General features: G+C 52.3%; 20 protein-coding genes. 9 read left to right on the forward strand and 11 right to left on the reverse strand.

The window, feature by feature from the left end:
• A partial coding sequence (locus ABYP33_RS12035; protein ID WP_373082853.1) for a GTP-binding protein occupies positions 1-168 on the reverse strand: 168 nt, incomplete at its 3' end.
• 201 nt (positions 169-369) lie between these two features.
• Here ABYP33_RS12035 and ABYP33_RS12040 point away from each other — a divergent pair.
• Together ABYP33_RS12040 and ABYP33_RS12045 are read left to right on the forward strand one after the other, a co-directional pair.
• Positions 370-1,683 (forward strand): sodium-dependent transporter, encoded by a 1,314-nt coding sequence (locus tag ABYP33_RS12040; protein WP_373091221.1) that lies wholly within the window; start codon positions 370-372, stop codon positions 1,681-1,683.
• A 14-nt stretch (positions 1,684-1,697) separates the two neighbouring features.
• Entirely contained in the window at positions 1,698-2,150 is a 453-nt protein-coding gene (locus ABYP33_RS12045; RefSeq protein ID WP_373091223.1) for a hypothetical protein, read from the forward strand.
• A gap of 7 nt (positions 2,151-2,157) precedes the next feature.
• Here ABYP33_RS12045 and ABYP33_RS12050 read toward each other — a convergent pair whose 3' ends face one another.
• Together ABYP33_RS12050 and thiI are read right to left on the reverse strand one after the other, a co-directional pair.
• Positions 2,158-2,586 carry an acyl-CoA thioesterase gene (locus ABYP33_RS12050; protein WP_373091225.1) on the reverse strand — a complete coding sequence of 143 codons (429 nt, stop codon included), beginning with the start codon at positions 2,584-2,586 and terminating at the stop codon, positions 2,158-2,160.
• Positions 2,583-4,037 carry a tRNA uracil 4-sulfurtransferase ThiI gene (gene thiI, locus ABYP33_RS12055; protein ID WP_373091227.1) on the reverse strand — a complete coding sequence of 485 codons (1,455 nt, stop codon included), beginning with the start codon at positions 4,035-4,037 and terminating at the stop codon, positions 2,583-2,585. The genes ABYP33_RS12050 and thiI overlap by 4 nt, the downstream gene beginning before the upstream one ends.
• Before the next feature lie 327 nt (positions 4,038-4,364).
• Between thiI and glnA the strand changes: the two genes are divergently transcribed.
• The 4 genes from glnA (at position 4,365) to ntrC (ending at position 9,128) form a co-directional block, all read left to right on the forward strand.
• The gene (glnA, locus tag ABYP33_RS12060; RefSeq protein WP_373091229.1) at positions 4,365-5,771 is read left to right on the forward strand and encodes a glutamate--ammonia ligase; all 1,407 of its coding nucleotides are present in this window, start codon (positions 4,365-4,367) and stop codon (positions 5,769-5,771) included.
• A 143-nt stretch (positions 5,772-5,914) separates the two neighbouring features.
• Positions 5,915-6,415, forward strand: a complete 501-nt coding sequence (locus tag ABYP33_RS12065; RefSeq protein WP_373091230.1) for a DUF4124 domain-containing protein — start codon at positions 5,915-5,917, stop codon at positions 6,413-6,415.
• 221 nt (positions 6,416-6,636) lie between these two features.
• The gene (gene glnL, locus ABYP33_RS12070; RefSeq protein WP_373091232.1) at positions 6,637-7,710 is read left to right on the forward strand and encodes a nitrogen regulation protein NR(II); all 1,074 of its coding nucleotides are present in this window, start codon (positions 6,637-6,639) and stop codon (positions 7,708-7,710) included.
• Positions 7,710-9,128 (forward strand): nitrogen regulation protein NR(I), encoded by a 1,419-nt coding sequence (gene ntrC / locus ABYP33_RS12075; RefSeq protein WP_373091234.1) that lies wholly within the window; start codon positions 7,710-7,712, stop codon positions 9,126-9,128. Before glnL ends, ntrC begins: the two co-directional genes overlap by 1 nt.
• 279 nt (positions 9,129-9,407) lie before the next feature.
• On the opposite strand, the gene ABYP33_RS12080 is transcribed toward ntrC, so the two are convergent.
• The 4 genes from ABYP33_RS12080 to ABYP33_RS12095 all read right to left on the reverse strand — a co-directional run bounded on the left by ABYP33_RS12080 (position 9,408) and on the right by ABYP33_RS12095 (position 11,279).
• On the reverse strand, positions 9,408-9,875 hold the full coding sequence (locus ABYP33_RS12080; protein WP_373091235.1) for a tRNA (cytidine(34)-2'-O)-methyltransferase: 468 nt from the start codon (positions 9,873-9,875) through the stop codon (positions 9,408-9,410).
• Positions 9,876-9,977: 102 nt separating this feature from the next.
• Positions 9,978-10,454, reverse strand: a complete 477-nt coding sequence (gene secB / locus ABYP33_RS12085; RefSeq protein WP_008251171.1) for a protein-export chaperone SecB — start codon at positions 10,452-10,454, stop codon at positions 9,978-9,980.
• Between the two features lie 95 nt (positions 10,455-10,549).
• Positions 10,550-10,804 carry a glutaredoxin 3 gene (gene grxC, locus ABYP33_RS12090; protein WP_373091237.1) on the reverse strand — a complete coding sequence of 85 codons (255 nt, stop codon included), beginning with the start codon at positions 10,802-10,804 and terminating at the stop codon, positions 10,550-10,552.
• 61 nt (positions 10,805-10,865) lie between these two features.
• Positions 10,866-11,279: a rhodanese-like domain-containing protein gene (locus tag ABYP33_RS12095; RefSeq protein WP_373091239.1), complete on the reverse strand. Its 414-nt coding sequence runs from the start codon at positions 11,277-11,279 to the stop codon at positions 10,866-10,868.
• A 157-nt stretch (positions 11,280-11,436) separates the two neighbouring features.
• Here ABYP33_RS12095 and gpmM point away from each other — a divergent pair, with 157 nt between their 5' ends.
• The 3 genes from gpmM to ABYP33_RS12110 all read left to right on the forward strand — a co-directional run bounded on the left by gpmM (position 11,437) and on the right by ABYP33_RS12110 (position 15,599).
• Positions 11,437-12,993: a 2,3-bisphosphoglycerate-independent phosphoglycerate mutase gene (gpmM, locus tag ABYP33_RS12100; RefSeq protein ID WP_373091241.1), complete on the forward strand. Its 1,557-nt coding sequence runs from the start codon at positions 11,437-11,439 to the stop codon at positions 12,991-12,993.
• A gap of 8 nt (positions 12,994-13,001) precedes the next feature.
• Positions 13,002-14,162 (forward strand): murein hydrolase activator EnvC, encoded by a 1,161-nt coding sequence (locus ABYP33_RS12105; RefSeq protein WP_373091244.1) that lies wholly within the window; start codon positions 13,002-13,004, stop codon positions 14,160-14,162.
• Positions 14,163-14,234: 72 nt separating this feature from the next.
• On the forward strand, positions 14,235-15,599 hold the full coding sequence (locus ABYP33_RS12110) for a S41 family peptidase (protein ID WP_373091245.1): 1,365 nt from the start codon (positions 14,235-14,237) through the stop codon (positions 15,597-15,599).
• Positions 15,600-15,642: 43 nt separating this feature from the next.
• Here the strand turns inward: ABYP33_RS12110 and hisF are convergent, their stop codons facing one another.
• The 4 genes from hisF to hisB are packed head-to-tail and all read right to left on the reverse strand — an operon-like array spanning position 15,643 to position 18,461.
• Positions 15,643-16,419 (reverse strand): imidazole glycerol phosphate synthase subunit HisF, encoded by a 777-nt coding sequence (hisF, locus tag ABYP33_RS12115; RefSeq protein WP_373091246.1) that lies wholly within the window; start codon positions 16,417-16,419, stop codon positions 15,643-15,645.
• Between the two features lie 21 nt (positions 16,420-16,440).
• Positions 16,441-17,175 carry a 1-(5-phosphoribosyl)-5-[(5-phosphoribosylamino)methylideneamino]imidazole-4-carboxamide isomerase gene (hisA, locus tag ABYP33_RS12120; RefSeq protein ID WP_373091247.1) on the reverse strand — a complete coding sequence of 245 codons (735 nt, stop codon included), beginning with the start codon at positions 17,173-17,175 and terminating at the stop codon, positions 16,441-16,443.
• A 15-nt stretch (positions 17,176-17,190) separates the two neighbouring features.
• Positions 17,191-17,856 carry an imidazole glycerol phosphate synthase subunit HisH gene (gene hisH, locus ABYP33_RS12125; protein ID WP_373091248.1) on the reverse strand — a complete coding sequence of 222 codons (666 nt, stop codon included), beginning with the start codon at positions 17,854-17,856 and terminating at the stop codon, positions 17,191-17,193.
• Positions 17,857-17,867: 11 nt separating this feature from the next.
• Positions 17,868-18,461 carry an imidazoleglycerol-phosphate dehydratase HisB gene (hisB, locus tag ABYP33_RS12130; RefSeq protein WP_301029475.1) on the reverse strand — a complete coding sequence of 198 codons (594 nt, stop codon included), beginning with the start codon at positions 18,459-18,461 and terminating at the stop codon, positions 17,868-17,870.
• Positions 18,462-18,507: the final 46 nt, after the last annotated feature.

The following is an 18,507-nucleotide window of genomic DNA, read 5'->3' on the forward strand; positions in this document are numbered from 1 at the left end:
AATGGTAATACCGCGCTCTTTCTCCTGGTCGTTGGAGTCCATGATCCGCTCGGAATCTTGGTTACGGCGATCAAGGGTTCCCGATTGACTCAACAGTTTATCCACTAGCGTGGTTTTACCGTGGTCAACGTGGGCGATAATGGCGATATTGCGCAGCGTATCAATCATGGAGGGGCTTCGTTGTTGGATAAAATGGCCGCGCATTATACAACAAGCCCGCCCCTCTTAGCAGCAGGAAGTCACATATCTTCTTGGCAAAATATACTAATTAGCAATAAAAGAACAAAATCAACGTCTTGGGCATCCATCAGATACCCGCTACAATCAATCTACGCGTATTTTGCCCACTTCCCTACGGATAGCTCTGCAATGACCACAGCAAATGTGACCTGGAAAAGCCGCTGGACATTTATATTAGCCGCCACGGGCTCTGCTGTGGGCCTCGGCAATATTTGGAAATTCCCCTATATCACCGGCGAGTACGGTGGTGGCGCCTTTGTATTAGTCTATCTTGGCTGCATATTATTGATTGGCGTTCCGGTCATGATCGCAGAAATTATGGTCGGTCGCGCGGGGCGCAGCGACCCGGTGCACAGCATGAGCAAGCTCAGTCAGGAAGCCGGCAAACCCTCGTACTGGGGCGCGGTGGGCGCTGTCGGCATTATCGCCGGCCTGATGATTATGATGTTTTACAGCGTTGTCGCGGGCTGGGCACTAGAGTACGTCGCACAGAGCATAACCGGCCTCTACAGCGACGCCTCGACCGACGAGATTGAAACCAACTTCAGCAAGCTGCTTAGCGACAATACTCAACAGACCACTTGGCATAGCCTGTTCACCCTCGTTACCGCGAGCGTCGTCGCTTGCGGGGTTACCAAGGGTATCGGCAAGGCCGTAGAGATTCTCATGCCAATTCTGCTTGGCTTTTTATTGTTACTGCTCGGTTACAGCTGGGTCAACGGTGATTTTAGTGCTGGCCTGCACTTTATGTTCGACACCGACTTCAGCAAATTAACCGGCGAAGCCATATTAGTGGCCATGGGCCATGCCTTTTTTACCCTGAGCTTAGGCATGGGCGCTATTATGGCCTACGGCGCCTATTTTCCGGGTAAAACCTCGATTGGCAAAACCGTACTGACCATCGCCGCCCTTGATACCGTTATTGCGCTGGTCGCTGGTATGGCTATGTTCCCGCTCGTCTTTGCCAATGGCCTCACCCCCGGCCAAGGCCCCGGCCTAATGTTTGTCACCCTGCCCATCGCTTTTGCCAATATGAACGGCGGCCTGTTTTTTGGCACTATCTTTTTTAGCTTGGTGAGCATTGCCGCCCTCAGCTCATCGATCTCACTGATTGAGCCTGGCGTAGCGTGGCTGGAAAAATACGGCATCAAACGATCACTCTCGACCTTTGGCTTGGCCGGCATTGCCTGGCTGGGCGGCTTAGCGAGCATTCACTACGGTGCCGTATTTAATGCACTTGACTATATTACCGCCAATATCATGCTCCCCATCGGCGGCTTATTAATTGCCCTATTTGTCGGCTGGGTACTGCCAGCCAACATCACCGCGACCGAAGTAAATATGGGCGAAAGCCTGATATTCAAAGGCTGGCGAATAGCCCTGCGCTATATCGCGCCAGCAGGTATCCTGCTGGTCTTTTTAAACAGCCTCAAACTCATCTAAACAGGAATTGATCTGTGCGCAACCCGCTTTTAAACATTTTTATTATTGCCAGCCTGATTTTATTTGGCGGCCTTTATTATTACAGCGGCCAAGTTGAAGACCACTACAGCGAGAACGCTGAGCGTTATCTAAAAACGGCTCTCGTCAGTATTTCTAGCTGGCAGACAGAAGATTTAAAAGCGCAGCTCTCCGCCGCCACCCTCGCCCAAGTCGACGACCAACAGCTCAGTAAATTATGTGCGGAGTACGCCCGCTTGGGTGAATTTCAACGCATGGGCGAATTGCAATTTTCCCGCTTGAGCGGCGCGCTATCACTGTTTAGCGAGCCGCCGCGTCTCAGTTACAGCAGCAATGTTCATTTCGAACACGGCAGTGCAGTCATGACCGCCACTTTAACCTTGGAAAACCAGCGCTTTAAACTTTACAACTTTAATCTGGGCAAGCCCGAGCAGCAAGCAAGCCAATAAGACCCACCTAAGGCGCCAATAAGTGCGCCTGTAGATGGTCGCGAGCAGATTCCGGCAAGGGTATTGGTCGGTGCTCGCGATTGACACAAACCAGCGTCGACTCGCCGTCAGCCACCAACTCGTTGTCATCTTCTGAATACAGACTCTGCTTTAAGCTGAAGCTGCTATTGCCAATGCGCATCACCCAGGCCTTAGCCCGTAACAGACCGGGATGATGCCACTCTCTGCGAAAATTCAAACCGACAGCGGCCATAATCAAGCCGAACTCATCTGCCCCACCGCCCATACCAAAGCCAGCTTGTTCAAGCCATTCCACCCTAGCTTCTTCAAGGTAGCGGAAATACTGCACATGGTTTATATGCCCCATGCTGTCCTGATCGGCCCAGCGCGGTTTAATCAACACGTCAAACAGGGGCTCTATATTTACGTCGCTCATGACGGACGATACACCTTTACGTTTTCAAAGCCCTGCTCCACCAAATGCGAAGCATGGAGACGACTCATCACCCCTTTATCGCAAAACAGCATATAGGTGCGCGATTGGTCCAGCTGCGCGAAACGGCTGTGCAACTCGTAAAAAGGAATGGTCTGTACTTCGCTCGCAGCCAATTTCAGAGGCTTACGATCAACCTCGTCAGGGTGACGAACATCGACAATAACCGCGTCGGGTAGCGGTATAGGTAAAGACTCGACGGCGGCTACCGTCAAATCTTCGTCGGCAAGCGCGTCGATATTAATGTAGTTAGCAGACGCGATGGCGCGCTCAAGTACAGCAAAATCGAAATTGGCCTCTTGGGCGGCAATTTTTTCGGGCTTAGCGCGAGTGGTAGGCTTAACCGAAATCACCCCGCAATACTCTGGCATATTAGCCGCAAAGGCCTCGGTGCCAATTTTGGCGGCGATATTAATGATGTCTAACTTGTCGGCGCAAATCAACGGACGCAGCACCAAGGTGTCGGTGACCTGATCGATTACCGAAAGATTCTGCAAAGTCTGACTAGAAACCTGGGCCACCGCCTCGCCAGTAACGAGCGCAGACACGTCCAACTGGGCCGCTACCTCTGAGGCTGCACGCAGCATCATGCGCTTGAGGATGACCCCCATTTGCGAGTTCTCAACATTTTTCAGAATCTCGCCGACGACATCCTCAAACGGCACACTGACAAACTTCACCCGATGAGAGGCGCCGTATTTAAGCCAAAGATACAAGGCAACTTCTTTTACGCCCACCTCATGCTCGCGGCCACCAAGATTAAAAAAGCAAAAATGGGTGCGCATACCCCGTTTCATGGTCAGGTAACTGGAAACCGTCGAATCGAAGCCCCCAGAAATCAAGGATACCGCCGCGTCAATCGTGCCTAGCGGAAAACCACCCAAACCCGCTATACGACGATTAACGATGTAGACAAGATCTTGACGTACCTCAATACGCACAGTGACATCCGGATTGTGCAAATCAACGCCCGCTGACTCAATGTGCTGATTCAGACCACCTCCAACATAGCGCTCAACTTCACTGGAATTAAAATCGTGGTTACCCACCCGCTTGCAGCGCACCACAAAGCTTTTACCACGCAGACTATCGCCAATAGCAAGCCGAGTTTTTTCAAAAATATCGTGTACGTCCACCAGTGGGTATTCAAGCACCTCAACAATATGCGCAATACCCGGCGTATTACTGAGCACCGCGACAAAGCCCGCCAAAACCTCCGGATCCCGACTGGCGGTTTCGATGGTTATTCGGTCCCAATCACGAATAATTTCCAAATTGGGATCGAGAGGCAGAAGTAATTTACGCAAATTGTCACGCAACTGTTTGGTGAACTTCTTACGAACAGGCTTACTCTTGATGATGATTTCAGGAAATAATTTAACGAGGAATTTCATTTAAAGAATCGCGACGATGAGAGGCCAAGCATTATACCCTCTCCACCCCGCAGGTGGCAGCCCAAGAATAATGCTCCAACTTGGTTCACTTATCCAGAACAAGAACCAAAATGGTGCAATTATTTTGCCGCCACGCACAAGGTTTAAGCAAAATCATAGTAAACCCTTTAAATGCAACACCATTAAGCATTATAAAATCGGCATGTTTTTTGCGTTTTCAGTTCACAGATTGTGCCGCTATGCTGCACAATACAATACGAATATAATCGATGACCCTTCGGCGATGCCGAATTCAATCTTACTCTCTCTATCTGGAGGACGAACATAATGTCAGAGAACACTCTGCAGTTAATCGCCGAAAATGACGTGAAGTGGGCGGACATGCGCTTTACCGATACCAAGGGCAAAGAGCAACACGTCACCATTCCAGCCACTGAAGTCGACGTAAGCTTTTTTGAAGACGGCAAAATGTTTGACGGTTCATCCATTGCCGGCTGGAAGGGCATTAACGAATCAGACATGATCCTGATGCCTGACGACACCGTATCAGTCCTGGATCCCTTTACCGAAGAATCTACTATTATCATCCGCTGCAATATCGTAGAGCCATCTACTATGCAGGGCTACAACCGCGATCCACGCTCTATCGCCCAACGCGCTGAAGACTATATGCGCGCGTCTGGCATTGCCGATAGCGCACTGTTTGGCCCCGAGCCCGAGTTTTTCATTTTTGACGATGTTAAATGGAAAGTTTCAATGGAAGGCGCTAGCTATGCGATTGCCTCTGACGAAGCGGCTTGGAAATCAGGCGACAACTTTGAAGAAGGCAACACCGGCCATCGCCCAGGTGTTAAAGGCGGCTACTTCCCCGTACCACCAGTCGACAGCCTCCACGACCTGCGTGGCGCCATGTGTAATGCCATGACCGATATGGGCCTGACCATTGAAGTACACCATCACGAAGTAGGCACAGCTGGTCAGTGTGAAATCGGCGTTGGCCCAAACACCTGCGTTAAAAAAGCGGATGAAGTACAAATCCTCAAGTACTGCGTACACAATGTTGCCCACGCCTACGGCAAAACCGCAACATTTATGCCTAAGCCTATCGTTGGCGACAACGGCAGCGGCATGCACGTTCACATGTCTCTGAGCAAAGACGGCACCAATCTATTTGCCGGTGACGTGTACGGCGGCCTGTCTGAAACCGCCCTGTTCTACATTGGCGGCATCATCAAGCACGCCCGCGCTATTAACGCCTTCACCAACGCCTCTACCAACTCGTATAAGCGTCTGGTTCCCGGTTTTGAAGCACCAGTAATGCTGGCTTACTCAGCGCGTAACCGCTCTGCCTCTATCCGTATTCCTTTTGTACCAAACCCCAAAGCGCGTCGCGTTGAAGTTCGTTTCCCAGACCCGTCAGCTAACCCTTACCTCGCGTTTGCGGTAATGCTAATGGCTGGTCTTGACGGCATTCAAAACAAGATCCACCCCGGCGACGCTGCGGATAAAGATCTGTACGACCTGCCTGCTGAAGAAGCCGCATCAATCCCAACCGTTGCTTCTAGCCTAGACCAGGCCCTGCAGGCACTGGATGCGGATCGTTCATTCTTAACCGCCGGCGGCGTTTTTGACGACGATACTATCGATGCGTATATCGCCCTTAAGTCTCAGGAAGTTGAGCGCCTAGCCATGACAACTCACCCCGTTGAGTTCGATATGTACTACAGCGTTTAAACCACACAGCACAAAAAAGCCCGCTTTATGCGGGCTTTTTTGTGCCTGCGCTTTTATTTCTATTTACGACTGACAAGCAGTGCAAAGCTTGCACTGCAAGGCACTTCACCACATCATAGCCTCCTTAAACACCGAGGTGCTGCATGGCTCGCTACTTATTCGTTATTGGCTTCGCGCTGTTTACCAGCCTTAGCTTTGCCACCGAGATTTACCGCTCTACCGACCAGTACGGCAATACTGTGTTTTCCGACAAAGCGCCAAAGAACAGCAGCCCTGTAGAACTCCCCCCCATCAACACTACCCCCGCAACCGAGGTCAGCAACACAGCACCTCGTCAGGCACCTAAAGTCACTGCGACTCACAGCAATCGAATTACCATTCGAAGCCCGGCCAATGGCGCCATTATCGCCAATGGCCGCCTTCCAACTACCGTTCGCGCGACCACCAAGGACGCCCTAGAGCCATCGTTTCGTATTGTCTTTGAACTAGACAGTAAGACCCTGAGCAGCTCCCGCAGTACCCAGCACACCATTCCCCGTCTCAGTCGCGGTCCGCATCGCATCAGCGTCAGCCTTATTGACCAAAACAGCAGAACGCTTAGCAAGGATACCGTCGACATTATAGTACACCACCCCGGCAACTAAGCCCCACCGACAAAATTTGCACCATAATAGAGCGATATAACCTATACTAGGTGCAGGCGCGTCCAATAATGTCGCGCTCAGCAGCCGCGAAGACCGCACTATATTGGGACGCGATTCGCACTATGCCCAAGAAATCCGTCAATTTTACCCGAACACCCACCCCAACTCGCTTGGCCTAGAAATTGCTTCGAGCTAAGCACAACGAACACACTGGCGACGCTATGCCCCCGAATAATATCCACCACCAAATCCTCGACAATTTGAAAACAGCCATTTTATTGGTCGAGCCGAACCTGACCGTGAGCTACATCAACCCCGCGGCAGAATCGCTATTGGCAGTGTCGGATCAACGTATCCATGGCGAAGCCATCACCAAATTATTTCATGAACAAGAAGACACCCTCGTCAAATTACTCGACGCCATTAATAACTGTGAGGCCTACACCAAACGTGAGACCGTACTCACCCTGCGCTCCGGCATTGAAATCACGGTAGATTACGCCGTCACGCCAGTTACCGAAAACCGTCGCACCTCATTAATTATAGAATTACAGCCGCTAGACCGACTTATTAGAATCAGTCGTGAAGAAGGTTTATTGTCGTCACAGCAAAATAGTCAAGCCTTGATTCGCGGCATTGCTCACGAAGTTAAAAATCCCCTTGGCGGCTTGCGCGGCGCGGCGCAACTTCTGGCCCGGGAACTCAGCGACCCCAAGCTCCACGACTACACCAATATTATTATTGAAGAAGCCGACCGCCTGCGTAATTTGGTCGACACCATGCTTGGCCCCCATCGCGCGCCAGAAAAGCAAATGACCAATATCCATGAAGTATTGGAACGTGTACGCCAGCTCGTCGAAGCTGAAAGCGAGGGCTATATCCGTATTATTCGCGACTACGACCCGAGCATTCCCGACATTCTCGGCGACCGTGAGCAACTCATTCAGGCGTTTTTAAACGTCACCCGCAACGCCCAGCAAGCACTGCGCCAAAACAGCAACGAAGACCGCGACCCAAGCATTATCATTCGCACCCGCACCCTGCGCCAACTCACCATTGGCACCCATCGCCATCGCTTGGTGTGCAGTGTCGATATTATTGATAACGGCCCAGGTATACCTCAAGGCCTGCGCGCCTCTATTTTTCTGCCCATGGTCAGCGGCCGCGCCGAAGGCACAGGACTGGGCCTATCAATTGCACAATCCATACTTAATCATCATAACGGACTAATCGAATGTAGCAGTGAACCCGGTAACACCACCTTCTCGCTACACATTCCGCTGGAGCAAGCCTAATGAGCCAAACAAATGCCGTCTGGATAGCTGACGACGATCGATCGATACGCTGGGTACTTGAAAAGGCCTTAAACCAAGCCGGCATCATTACCCGCTGTTTTGAAAATGGCGACGGCCTACTCAGTGAACTTGAATCTGAAGTCCCCGATGCCATCATTAGCGATATTCGCATGCCCGGTATCGACGGCCTTAAATTATTGTCGCGAATTACTGCCGCCCACCCCGGTTTGCCGGTGATTATTACCACCGCGCACTCCGACTTAGACAGCGCGGTGGCCTCTTACCAGGGTGGCGCCTTCGAGTATTTACCCAAACCCTTTGACGTTGACGACGCGGTTGCTACGACCCAGCGCGCACTGCAGCACGCCAACAAAAACCGCAATTTACTGCCCGAGCAGGCACCGCTGGAAACCACCGAAATCATCGGTGAAGCCCCTGCTATGCAAGAAGTATTTCGGGCCATTGGGCGATTGGCACAGTCCAATATCACCGTGTTAATTAACGGTGAATCTGGCACGGGTAAAGAACTCGTCGCACAAGCGCTCCACCGCCACAGCCCTAGGGCAACAAAGCCTTTTATTGCCTTAAACATGGCGGCCATTCCCAAAGATCTGATGGAGTCGGAACTATTTGGCCACGAAAAAGGCGCGTTTACCGGCGCCAGCGCCCAACGTCGCGGTCGCTTCGAACAAGCCAACGGTGGCACCCTGTTCTTAGATGAAATTGGCGACATGCCTGCCGACACCCAGACTCGCCTACTAAGGGTATTGGCCGACGGCGAGTTTTATCGCGTTGGCGGCCACACCCCAGTCAAAGTTGATGTGCGTATTATTGCCGCAACCCATCAGAATCTTGAAAAGCTGGTGAAGAGTAATCATTTCCGGGAAGACTTATTTCACCGCATCAATGTTATTCGTATTCACCTGCCCAAACTCTCTGAGCGCCGAGAAGATATTCCCAAGCTCATGCAGCACTTCTTTACCCGTGCCGGTAGTGAACTCAATGTCGAACCCAAGCGCCTGCGCCCAGAAACCGAAGAATACCTCTGCCAAATGGAATGGCAGGGCAACGTTCGCCAGCTCGAAAATACCTGCCGCTGGCTAACGGTGATGGCCTCAGGTCGCGAGATTCACATAAACGACCTGCCGCCAGAATTATTAGAAAGACCTCAAGGCGAAGCCGCACCCGCCTCAAACTGGCAGGACAACCTCAAGCGCTGGGCAGACCAAGAACTCATGCTGGGGCGTGACAAACTGCTCGACCGCGCCGTACCCCAGTTTGAACGTATTATGATCGAGTCCGCCCTGCGGCACACCCATGGCCGCCGTCGCGATGCGGCCAATCTACTTGGCTGGGGACGCAATACCCTGACTCGCAAGATTAAGGAATTGGGGATGGGTGGAGATGATGAGGATTAATCGACGCTAAATGCGTTACGGGAAACGGGAGACGCTTAAAGTCAAAACGCCGCAATTGCTTGGCTTTTGCGCTTACCGGACCCAAGCGCCGCTTTTGATTGTTTTACATGGATACCTGCCTGCGCAGGTACGACGTCATGATAAAGATTGTCGTTCAGATCTTATTAATATCGTCGCCCTTGCGCAGGCAGGGGCCCATCCCGGTAACTGAGTACACACCGGCACTGCGTTTACCGCCTCCCGTCAAGCGTCTCCCAGCGGTCGGTGCGCCAGCTGGCCTCAGACCTTAGCGCCCAAAAAACCCACTTGCCGCCACGCCTCATAACTCACCAGCGCGACCGTATTCGATAAATTCAAACTCCGGGCTTCAGCCATCATGGGGACGCGCAGGCAATGCTCCTGTCCTAAACTTTCCCGAACGGCTGGTGGCAAACCTGAAGTTTCTGAGCCAAACAACAGTACGTCCTCGACTTCAAAGTTAGCATCTGCGTAATTGCGGGTGCCTTTGGTGGTTAGCGCAAATATCCGGCGGTCGCCCATCGCCGCTAAAAAGCTCGGATAGTCGGCGTGGCGCGTTACCCGCGCCAGCTCGGCATAGTCTAAGCCTGCCCTGCGCAATTTTTTCTCTTCCATATCAAATCCCAACGGCTCGATCAGGTGAAGGTGGCAGCCGTTGTTGGCAACCAGACGAATTATATTGCCGGTATTAGGGGCGATACGCGGTTCGTACAAAGCGATATGAAACATAGCTAGGCACCAGAAAAGCCAAGATCGTCATGACAATATAGGAGATACAAAAATACCGCATGCTGAGCTAGCAGCAGGCGGTATTCGATCGGCGCTATAAACTTAGTGGGTGGTTGTGGCGGCAGTCTCGGCCTGACGTGCGGCCTGCGCCTCTTCAGCCTGACGGTAGAGCGCTTCAAAATTCACTGGCTGCAAGGCCAGCGCGGGGAAACCGCCCTTAACCACCAGCGCATCGACTGCTTCACGCAAATACGGGAACAGCATATTTGGGCAGGCGATACCTAACAACTGGCGCAACTGCTCGCCTTCAATGCCCTCGGCAACAAACAAACCTGCTTGGTGAATTTCAACCAAAAAGGCCGTTTCGTCATCTTCAAGCTTGGCGGTAATCGTCACGGTCAGAACAACTTCAAAGGTATTGTCAGCCACCGCTTTACTACGGGTATTAAGATCAACCTGTATTTTTGGTTTCCACGCCTTGGTAAAAATCACCGGGCTGGCAGGAGACTCAAAAGACACATCTTTGGTGTAAATACGCTGCAGGGCAAATTTCGCTTGGACAGGCGTTTCTTCTGGCATTGTTTTCCGCTTCCTAAACTAATTTAAGGGGGTCATAACCGTATATAGGGCCTAAATCGAGTTTCACAAGGCGCTAATTGACTATTATTTCGTCACTACAAGGCAATTAACGCGTCTAACTTGGCGCTACGCTCTAGGGCATACAGTTCGTCGCAACCGCCAACATGGATATCACCTACCCAAATTTGCGGCACCGTGCGCTGACCGCTGCGCTTGGCCAAGTCGCTGCGCAAATCACTGCGACCGTCGACCGGAATTTCATCAAAAGCGACGCCCTTGCTGTTCAACAACTGCTTGGCGCGAACACAAAAAGGACAAAATCGCGTTGTGTAAATTGTAACCTTGGCCATCTCTACCTCTTATAACATTTCCACTTACGCGAAAGACAGTAACGCAAACCACCGGTTAGTTTTATTTCTTCACCAAAGGCAATTGCATAATCTGCCATTCAGAGATTCCACCCTTAAGGCGGTTGACCTGAGTGTAACCAAGAGACCCTAATTTTTTACCCGCAGCGCTGGAGTGCTGACCCATTTTGCACACTAAGACTAAGGGTTTGTCTTTTTCAGCGTGATCAGCAATCTCTTTCTCTAACTTGGAGAACGGCAGGCTGACTGAATCCAGAATATGCCCCTTGCTAAACTCAGCCTTGTCACGCAAATCGATCACGACGGCGCCCTGCTGATTCACAAAATTCACCACTTGCTGAGGCGTAAGAGCCTTACCTGCGCGGCGCTGCTCATGAAAGCTCAGCAGCAGCAGGCACGAAATTAATGCCGATATCAGTACCCACTGTTCAGCAACAAAGGGGATTAATTTATCCATGGAAACATCTCTTTATGCCATGTGCGCTGCACAATTCGCGAAAAAAGCGAGAGTATACACTGCCAAGCCGTAATTCTCACCCACCCCCGCATAGCCTCAACTCCGCGAAAAAGCTACAATGTGGAGCTAATCTCCAGCGTCCAGAAGTGTAAATTTTATGGCCAACACCCTAGCAAAAAAACCAGTCGTACTTGTCATTCTCGACGGCTTTGGCTACCGCGAAGACCCTAACGACAACGCCATCTTCCACGCCAACACCCCCAATTGGGACCGCCTCTGGCGTGACGCCCCCCACACCCTTATATCTGGCTCTGGCCTTGATGTTGGCCTACCTGATGGCCAAATGGGCAACTCCGAAGTGGGCCATATGAGCCTCGGCGCTGGCCGGGTGGTTTACCAAAGCATTACCCGCATCGACAAAGCCATTAGCGACGGCGACTTTTTCAGTAATCCGGTTTACACCCAAGCCGTAGACAAGGCTGCCAACGCAGGTAAAGCGGTGCACATCCTAGGCTTGCTCTCTGCAGGCGGCGTACACAGCCACGAAAATCACATACTGGCAATGATTGAACTCGCCGCCCAGCGCGGCGCCACGCAGGTTTATGTCCACGCCTTTCTTGATGGCCGCGACACCCCGCCGCGCAGCGCCCAAGGCTCGCTAGAAAAACTCGATGCTAAATTTAAAGAGCTTGGCTGCGGTCGCACCGCCACCATAATTGGTCGCTACTTCGCAATGGACCGGGACAATCGCTGGGATCGCGTTGAAAAAGCCTACCACTTGCTAACCAGCGGCGAGGCAGACTTCCACTACGACAATGTTAGTAGCGCCCTGCAAGCCGCCTACGATCGTGATGAAAACGACGAGTTTGTCAGCGCCTCAATAATTCAATGCGCCGATGATACCGACGCCAAGATCAGCGACGGTGACAGTGTCATTTTCATGAACTTCCGCGCCGACCGCGCTCGCGAAATTACCCGCGCCTTTGTCGACACCGACTTCGATGGTTTTGAACGCAAAGTGCACCCTGCACTCGCCGAATTTGTAATGACCACCGAATACGCCGACAGCATTCCAGCCGCGGTCGCCTACCCACCCAGCACCATGCATAACAGCTTCGGCGAAGTCATGGAGAAGCAAGGTAAAACTCAGCTGCGCATCGCCGAAACCGAAAAATACGCTCACGTGACGTTCTTCTTTAGCGGCGGCCGCGAAGCACTCTATAAGGGCGAAGATCGCAAGCTGATCGCCTCGCCTGATGTCGCCACCTATGATTTAAAGCCCGAGATGAGCGCCCCCGAGCTGACCGACGATCTGATTGCGGCCATTCACAGCGGCAACTACGACAGCATCATTTGCAACTACGCCAATGGCGATATGGTTGGCCACACCGGTGTATTTGACGCCGCGGTAAAAGCAGTTGAAGCATTAGACACGTGTATTAAGCGAGTTACTGATGCGGTAGTAGAAGTTGGCGGCCACTGCCTAATCACCGCCGACCACGGCAACTGCGAGCAAATGGTGGACTACGACGCCGGCCAAGCCCACACCCAACACACCACAGAACTGGTGCCGCTGGTCTATGTCGGCAGCCGCCAACAACGACTACTGGAAAAAGGCGGCAAACTTGCCGATATCGCCCCAACCATGCTGGCGCTTATGGCGGTGGAACAGCCCGCAGAAATGACCGGCATCAATCTGCTTCAGAACGATTGAAGCGGCCAATGGCCTTGTTCACGCCCGTGAACCTTAGCCACGCCCTGCTGCTTGCCCTGCTCTTAACAACCGGGTTTGGCGGTACGGCTGTGGCCGCCGATGGCGAAGCCAACAAACAACAGCTACGCGAGCTTAACCAAAAAATTGGCAAGCTTAAAAAATCTATTAGCAGCCAGCAGAGTGAACGCAGCAATGCGGCTAAAGCGCTGCAACGCATTGAAAAAGATATTGGCGTAACGGCGGCCAAACTCCATCGCACAAAAGAAAAATCTCAGCAGCAACAACGTAAGCTAAATGAGCTGGAAAATCGTCAGCGCCAATTGCGTAGCCAACAGCAAAGCCAAAAAGCCCTTATCGCCGAGCATGTGCGCAACGCCTACTCACTGGGCAAAGAAAGCCAAATGAAAATGCTGCTCAATCAAGAAGATCCAGAAAAGCTAAGCCGCACCCTTACTTATTTTGATTACTTTAACCGCGCCCGCAGTGCCGAGTTACGCAAATACCGCGACACGCTGAATGAGCTGAACATCATCAAACCTGCCATCAGCGCCAAGGCTGGAGCACTAGCGCTTAGCCAACGAAAGCTTGAGCAACAACAACAAGCTTTGCTTGAACAAAAACAACGCCGCGCCAAGGCGCTAGCCAGTCTCGACAGTGAAATTTCCAATAAAACAAGCTCACTAACCAATTTAAATACGCAGCGCAAAGATCTTGAAAGCATACTGCAAGCTGTCGAGCGCGAGGTGACCAACATCGCCATGCCTGCTAACTACAAACCCTTTCAAGACCTGCGCGGCAAAATGCCCTGGCCAATAAATGGCAAACCGCTAAATCGTTACGGCGCCTCGCGCCAGGGCAGCGCGGTAACCTGGCAGGGCATACAGCTTAGCGGCCAGGAAGGCGATGCGGTTAAGGCTATTCACAATGGCCGAGTGGTCTTTGCAGATTGGCTGCGGGGCGCGGGCTTATTAATAATTGTCGACCACGGCGGAGACTATCTCAGCCTTTACGCTCACAATCAAAGCCTATTGCGCAGCGAGGGCGATTGGGTGCGCGGCGGCGAGAGCATTGCGACAGTCGGCAATAGCGGCGGTCAACGCCAAACCGGGCTGTATTTTGAAATTCGCTACAAGGGCCGACCTACCGACCCCCGCAACTGGTGCCGCTAAGCCATCGGCAGCATTCATTAGCAAAGCAAGATACAATATGTTTCGTTTAAAGGACGTTCTGGGAATCCATGTATGCCTGATATGTTTCGTCACACCTTTTCTGCCTTGCTAATACTCATGCTCGCCGCACCAACAGCCGTATTAGCCAGCGACGACAATAACACCGAGCAAGCGGAGCAACTCGCAGAAGCCAACCGCCAAGGGCAGCTACCCCTTCAGGCATTGCGCAATTTTGCCGATGTCTTTAACCAGATTCGGCTGAGCTATGTTGAAGAAGTCGACGACAAAACCCTACTCGAAAATGCCATTCGCGGTATGCTCAGCGGCCTCGACCCTCACTCAGACTACCTCGACGCCAGCTCTTTTGAAGACCTCCAAAATCATACTACCGGTGAATTTGGTGGGCTGGGAATTGAAGTCGGCATGGAAAACGGCTTCATCAAAGTTGTTACCCCCATCGACGACACGCCCGCTGAACGCGCGGGCATTCAGCCTGGCGACTTAATTATTCAAATCGACAACAAGCCGATTAAAGGCATGAACCTGCAAGAAGCTGTGACGCTGATGCGCGGCCCAGCGGGCAGCAAAATCGTGCTCACAATTTTGCGCAACGGTGTCAACGCGCCCTTTGACGTTAAGCTCAAGCGTGATGTCATTACCGTGGCCAGTGTGCGCGGCGAAATGCTCCAGCCCGGCTATGGCTATATTCGCATCTCCCAATTTCAGAGCCGCACCGGCCAGGATTTAAAAAAGCAGCTGGCTACCCTCAAAGCGGGTCGCGAGCCACTTAAGGGCTTAATATTAGATTTGCGCAACAACCCCGGCGGCTTGCTACAAGCCTCGGTGCAGGTTGTCGACGAATTTATCAATGACGGCTTAATTGTCTATACCGAGGGCCGCCTACCCAATGCCTACAGCCGCTTTATGGCCAGCGCTAAAAACCCCGCTGACGACACCCCTATGGTCGTGTTAATTAATGGCGGTTCAGCGTCGGCCTCCGAAATTGTCGCTGGCGCTCTGCAAGATCACCGCCGCGCCATTATTGTGGGCACCCAAAGTTTCGGTAAGGGCTCAGTGCAAACGGTATTGCCGCTCTCTGAAGACAGCGCCATTAAGCTCACCACCGCCCGCTACTACACCCCCAGTGGAAGCTCTATTCAGGCGCAGGGAATTATTCCCGACATTGTGGTAGAAAAAGCACGGGTCGAAGCGGTCAATGCAGGTATTCAAGTAACCGAAGCCGACCTAGCAGGCCACCTTGGTCGTGGCGACGGCGCTGAGAGCGACGGTAAAAGCCGCAAGAAGGAAAAAAACGACAATAATGAATTGGCCGCCAATGATAATCAGCTTTATGAGGCGCTGAATTTATTGAAAGGCTTATACATTATGTCGAGTGCCAAGAAGGCATTAGCGGAAGCGGAAGGCGTGACCCAGTAAGCTGCAGATATTAGCGACAAAAAACGGGCCAACGGCCCGTTTTTTATAAACGAACCTCTATTCCCCGCGCCGCCATATAAGCTTTGGCCTCCGGCACGGTAAACTCACCAAAATGAAAAATACTGGCCGCCAAGACTGCGTCGGCGCGGCCTTCGATAATCCCCGCTACCATGTGATCGAGATTACCCACCCCGCCAGAGGCAATCACCGGCACCGGCACCGCATCAGATATTGCCCGCGTCAAAGCCAGGTCGTATCCCGCTTTTGTGCCATCACCGTCCATGCTGGTTAACAGCACCTCACCGGCGCCGTTATTTACCATTTTAATCGCCCACTCCACCGCATTTATGCCGGTAGGCTTACGACCACCATGGGTAAAGATCTCCCAGCGCGGGCGACCATCGGCTTCGTCGGCAACGCGTTTGGCGTCGATCGCAATAACAATGCACTGCGAACCGAAACGATCAGCCGCCTCTTTTACAAAATCCGGGCGGTGGATGGCTGCCGAGTTAATACCGACCTTATCGGCACCGGCATTGAGCATGGCGCGAATATCTTTTATTTCGCGAATGCCACCACCAACCGTCAGCGGTATAAATACTTCGGCGGCAATCTGCTCCACAATATGCGCAGTGGTTTCCCGGCCTTCGTGGGTGGCAGTAATGTCAAGAAAAGTAATTTCGTCAGCGCCCTGCTCGTTGTAGCGCTTGGCTACCTCAACAGGATCACCCGCATCGCGAATGCCAACAAAATTTACGCCTTTCACCACGCGACCTTTGTCGACGTCTAGGCAGGGAATAATACGTTTAGCCAGAGCCATGATGCTGTCCTGTTCCGGTGTTTAAGCCTTGCCGTCGCAATAGCTTTGGGCTTCGCGCAAATCGAGTTGACCTTCGTATATAGCGCGACCAGTAATCGCGCCGAGAATACCCGCATCAGCCACCGCTTGCAGTGCACGGATATCATCCATATTCGTCACGCCACCGGAGGCAATCACCGGCAGGCCAGAAGCCTTGGCCATGGCAACAGTCGCGTCAATGTTCACGCCCTGCATCATGCCGTCGCGGGCGATGTCGGTATAAACAATAGAATCGACGCCATCTTGCTCAAAGCGTTTCGCTAGCTCCGTAGCCAGTAAAGTAGACACTTCCGCCCAACCGTCAGTAGCCACCAAACCGTCTTTGGCATCGAGACCAACAATCACTGAGCCGGGAAAGGCCTTGCATGCCTCTGCAACAAACTTAGGCTCCTTAACTGCTTTGGTGCCGATAATCACGTAATTCACCCCGGCATCTAAATACTGCTCGACGGTATGCAGCGAACGAATACCGCCGCCAATTTGAATTGGCAAATTGGGGTAAGCCTTAGCAATAGCGCTAACCGCCCCGCCATTCATGGGTTTGCCTTCAAAGGCGCCGTTCAGGTCAACTAAATGCAGACGGCGGCAGCCCTCCGCCACCCAGCGCGCCGCCATTTCAACGGGGTCACTACCATAAACGGTAGCATCATCCATTTCGCCCTGACGCAGGCGCACGCAGTGGCCGTCTTTTAAATCAATCGCGGGAATAATCAGCATAGTGAAACCTTAAAATTAATCAGTTACTGGGAAGAAGGCCGCAGGGCGATCCCAGTTCAAAAAATTGCTCAGCAAGCGCAGGCCCATATCACCGCTTTTTTCAGGGTGAAACTGTACGGCAAATACATTATCGCAGGCCAGCGCGGCGTGTACGTGCACGCCGTAGTCGCAGCTGCCCGCGACAAATTCCGGCGCATCCACGTAGTAGCTGTGCACAAAATAGAAACGGCTGGCGTCGGGAATACCCACCCACAGCGGGTGATCAATGGCTTGAACAACATTATTCCAACCCATGTGCGGGACTTTAAGGCGACCGCCAGCAGCATCGCGTAAATCGCTGCCAAAGAACTTAACAGCACCCGGCAGTACATCTAAGCACTCAACCCCGCCGTTTTCTTCACTGGTTTCCAGCAAGGCCTGCATGCCAAGGCAAATACCGAGCAATGGCTTTTGCGCCGCCACCTCCTGAATCACCTCGTCCAAGCCACGGGATTTCAGCTCCGCCATGCAGTCGCGAATCGCACCAACACCGGGGAAAATCACCCGATCAGCGCTTAAAATTGTTTCGGGGCAATCAGTGACCATGACTTTTACGCCATCGCCAACCTTCTCGAGGGCACTGGCCACCGAGTGCAAATTACCCATGCCGTAATCGATTACGGCAACGGAAGACTTACTCATATCTAAGAATCCTAGAGACTACCCTTGGTAGAAGGCGTAATACCCGCCATTCGCTCATCTGCCTGCAAGGCCATACGCAGGGCGCGACCAAAGGCTTTAAACACGGTTTCGGCCTGATGGTGAGTGTTTTTACCACGCAGATTATCGATATGCAGGGTTACCTTGGCGTGATTCACAAAGCCATGGAAAAATTCAGAGAACAAATCCACGTCAAAGCCACCCACGCTGCCACGGGTATAGGGCACGTGGTATTCAAGGCCCGCGCGACCAGAAAAGTCGATCACCACCCGCGACAAAGCCTCGTCTAACGGCACATAGGCGTGCCCATAGCGGGTAATGCCTTTTTTGTCGCCAACCGCCTCAGCAAAGGCTTGACCCATGGTGATACCAATGTCTTCAACGGTGTGATGAGCGTCGATATGCAAATCCCCTACCGCGTGAACGTCTAGGTCAATTAAACCGTGACGGGCGATTTGATCCATCATATGGTCAAGAAACGGCACACCCGTTTCAAAATGGGATTTACCCGTGCCGTCTAGGTTTACTGTCACAGTAATCTGCGTCTCTAGGGTATTACGGCTGATCGTAGCTTTGCGCTCGTTCATCGACGCCTCATCGGTTATTTGCTTACAATAAGGTATTATAAAAAAT

The organism is Zhongshania sp. (genome assembly GCF_041584495.1).
In the GTDB taxonomy this organism is placed as follows: domain Bacteria; phylum Pseudomonadota; class Gammaproteobacteria; order Pseudomonadales; family Spongiibacteraceae; genus Spongiibacter.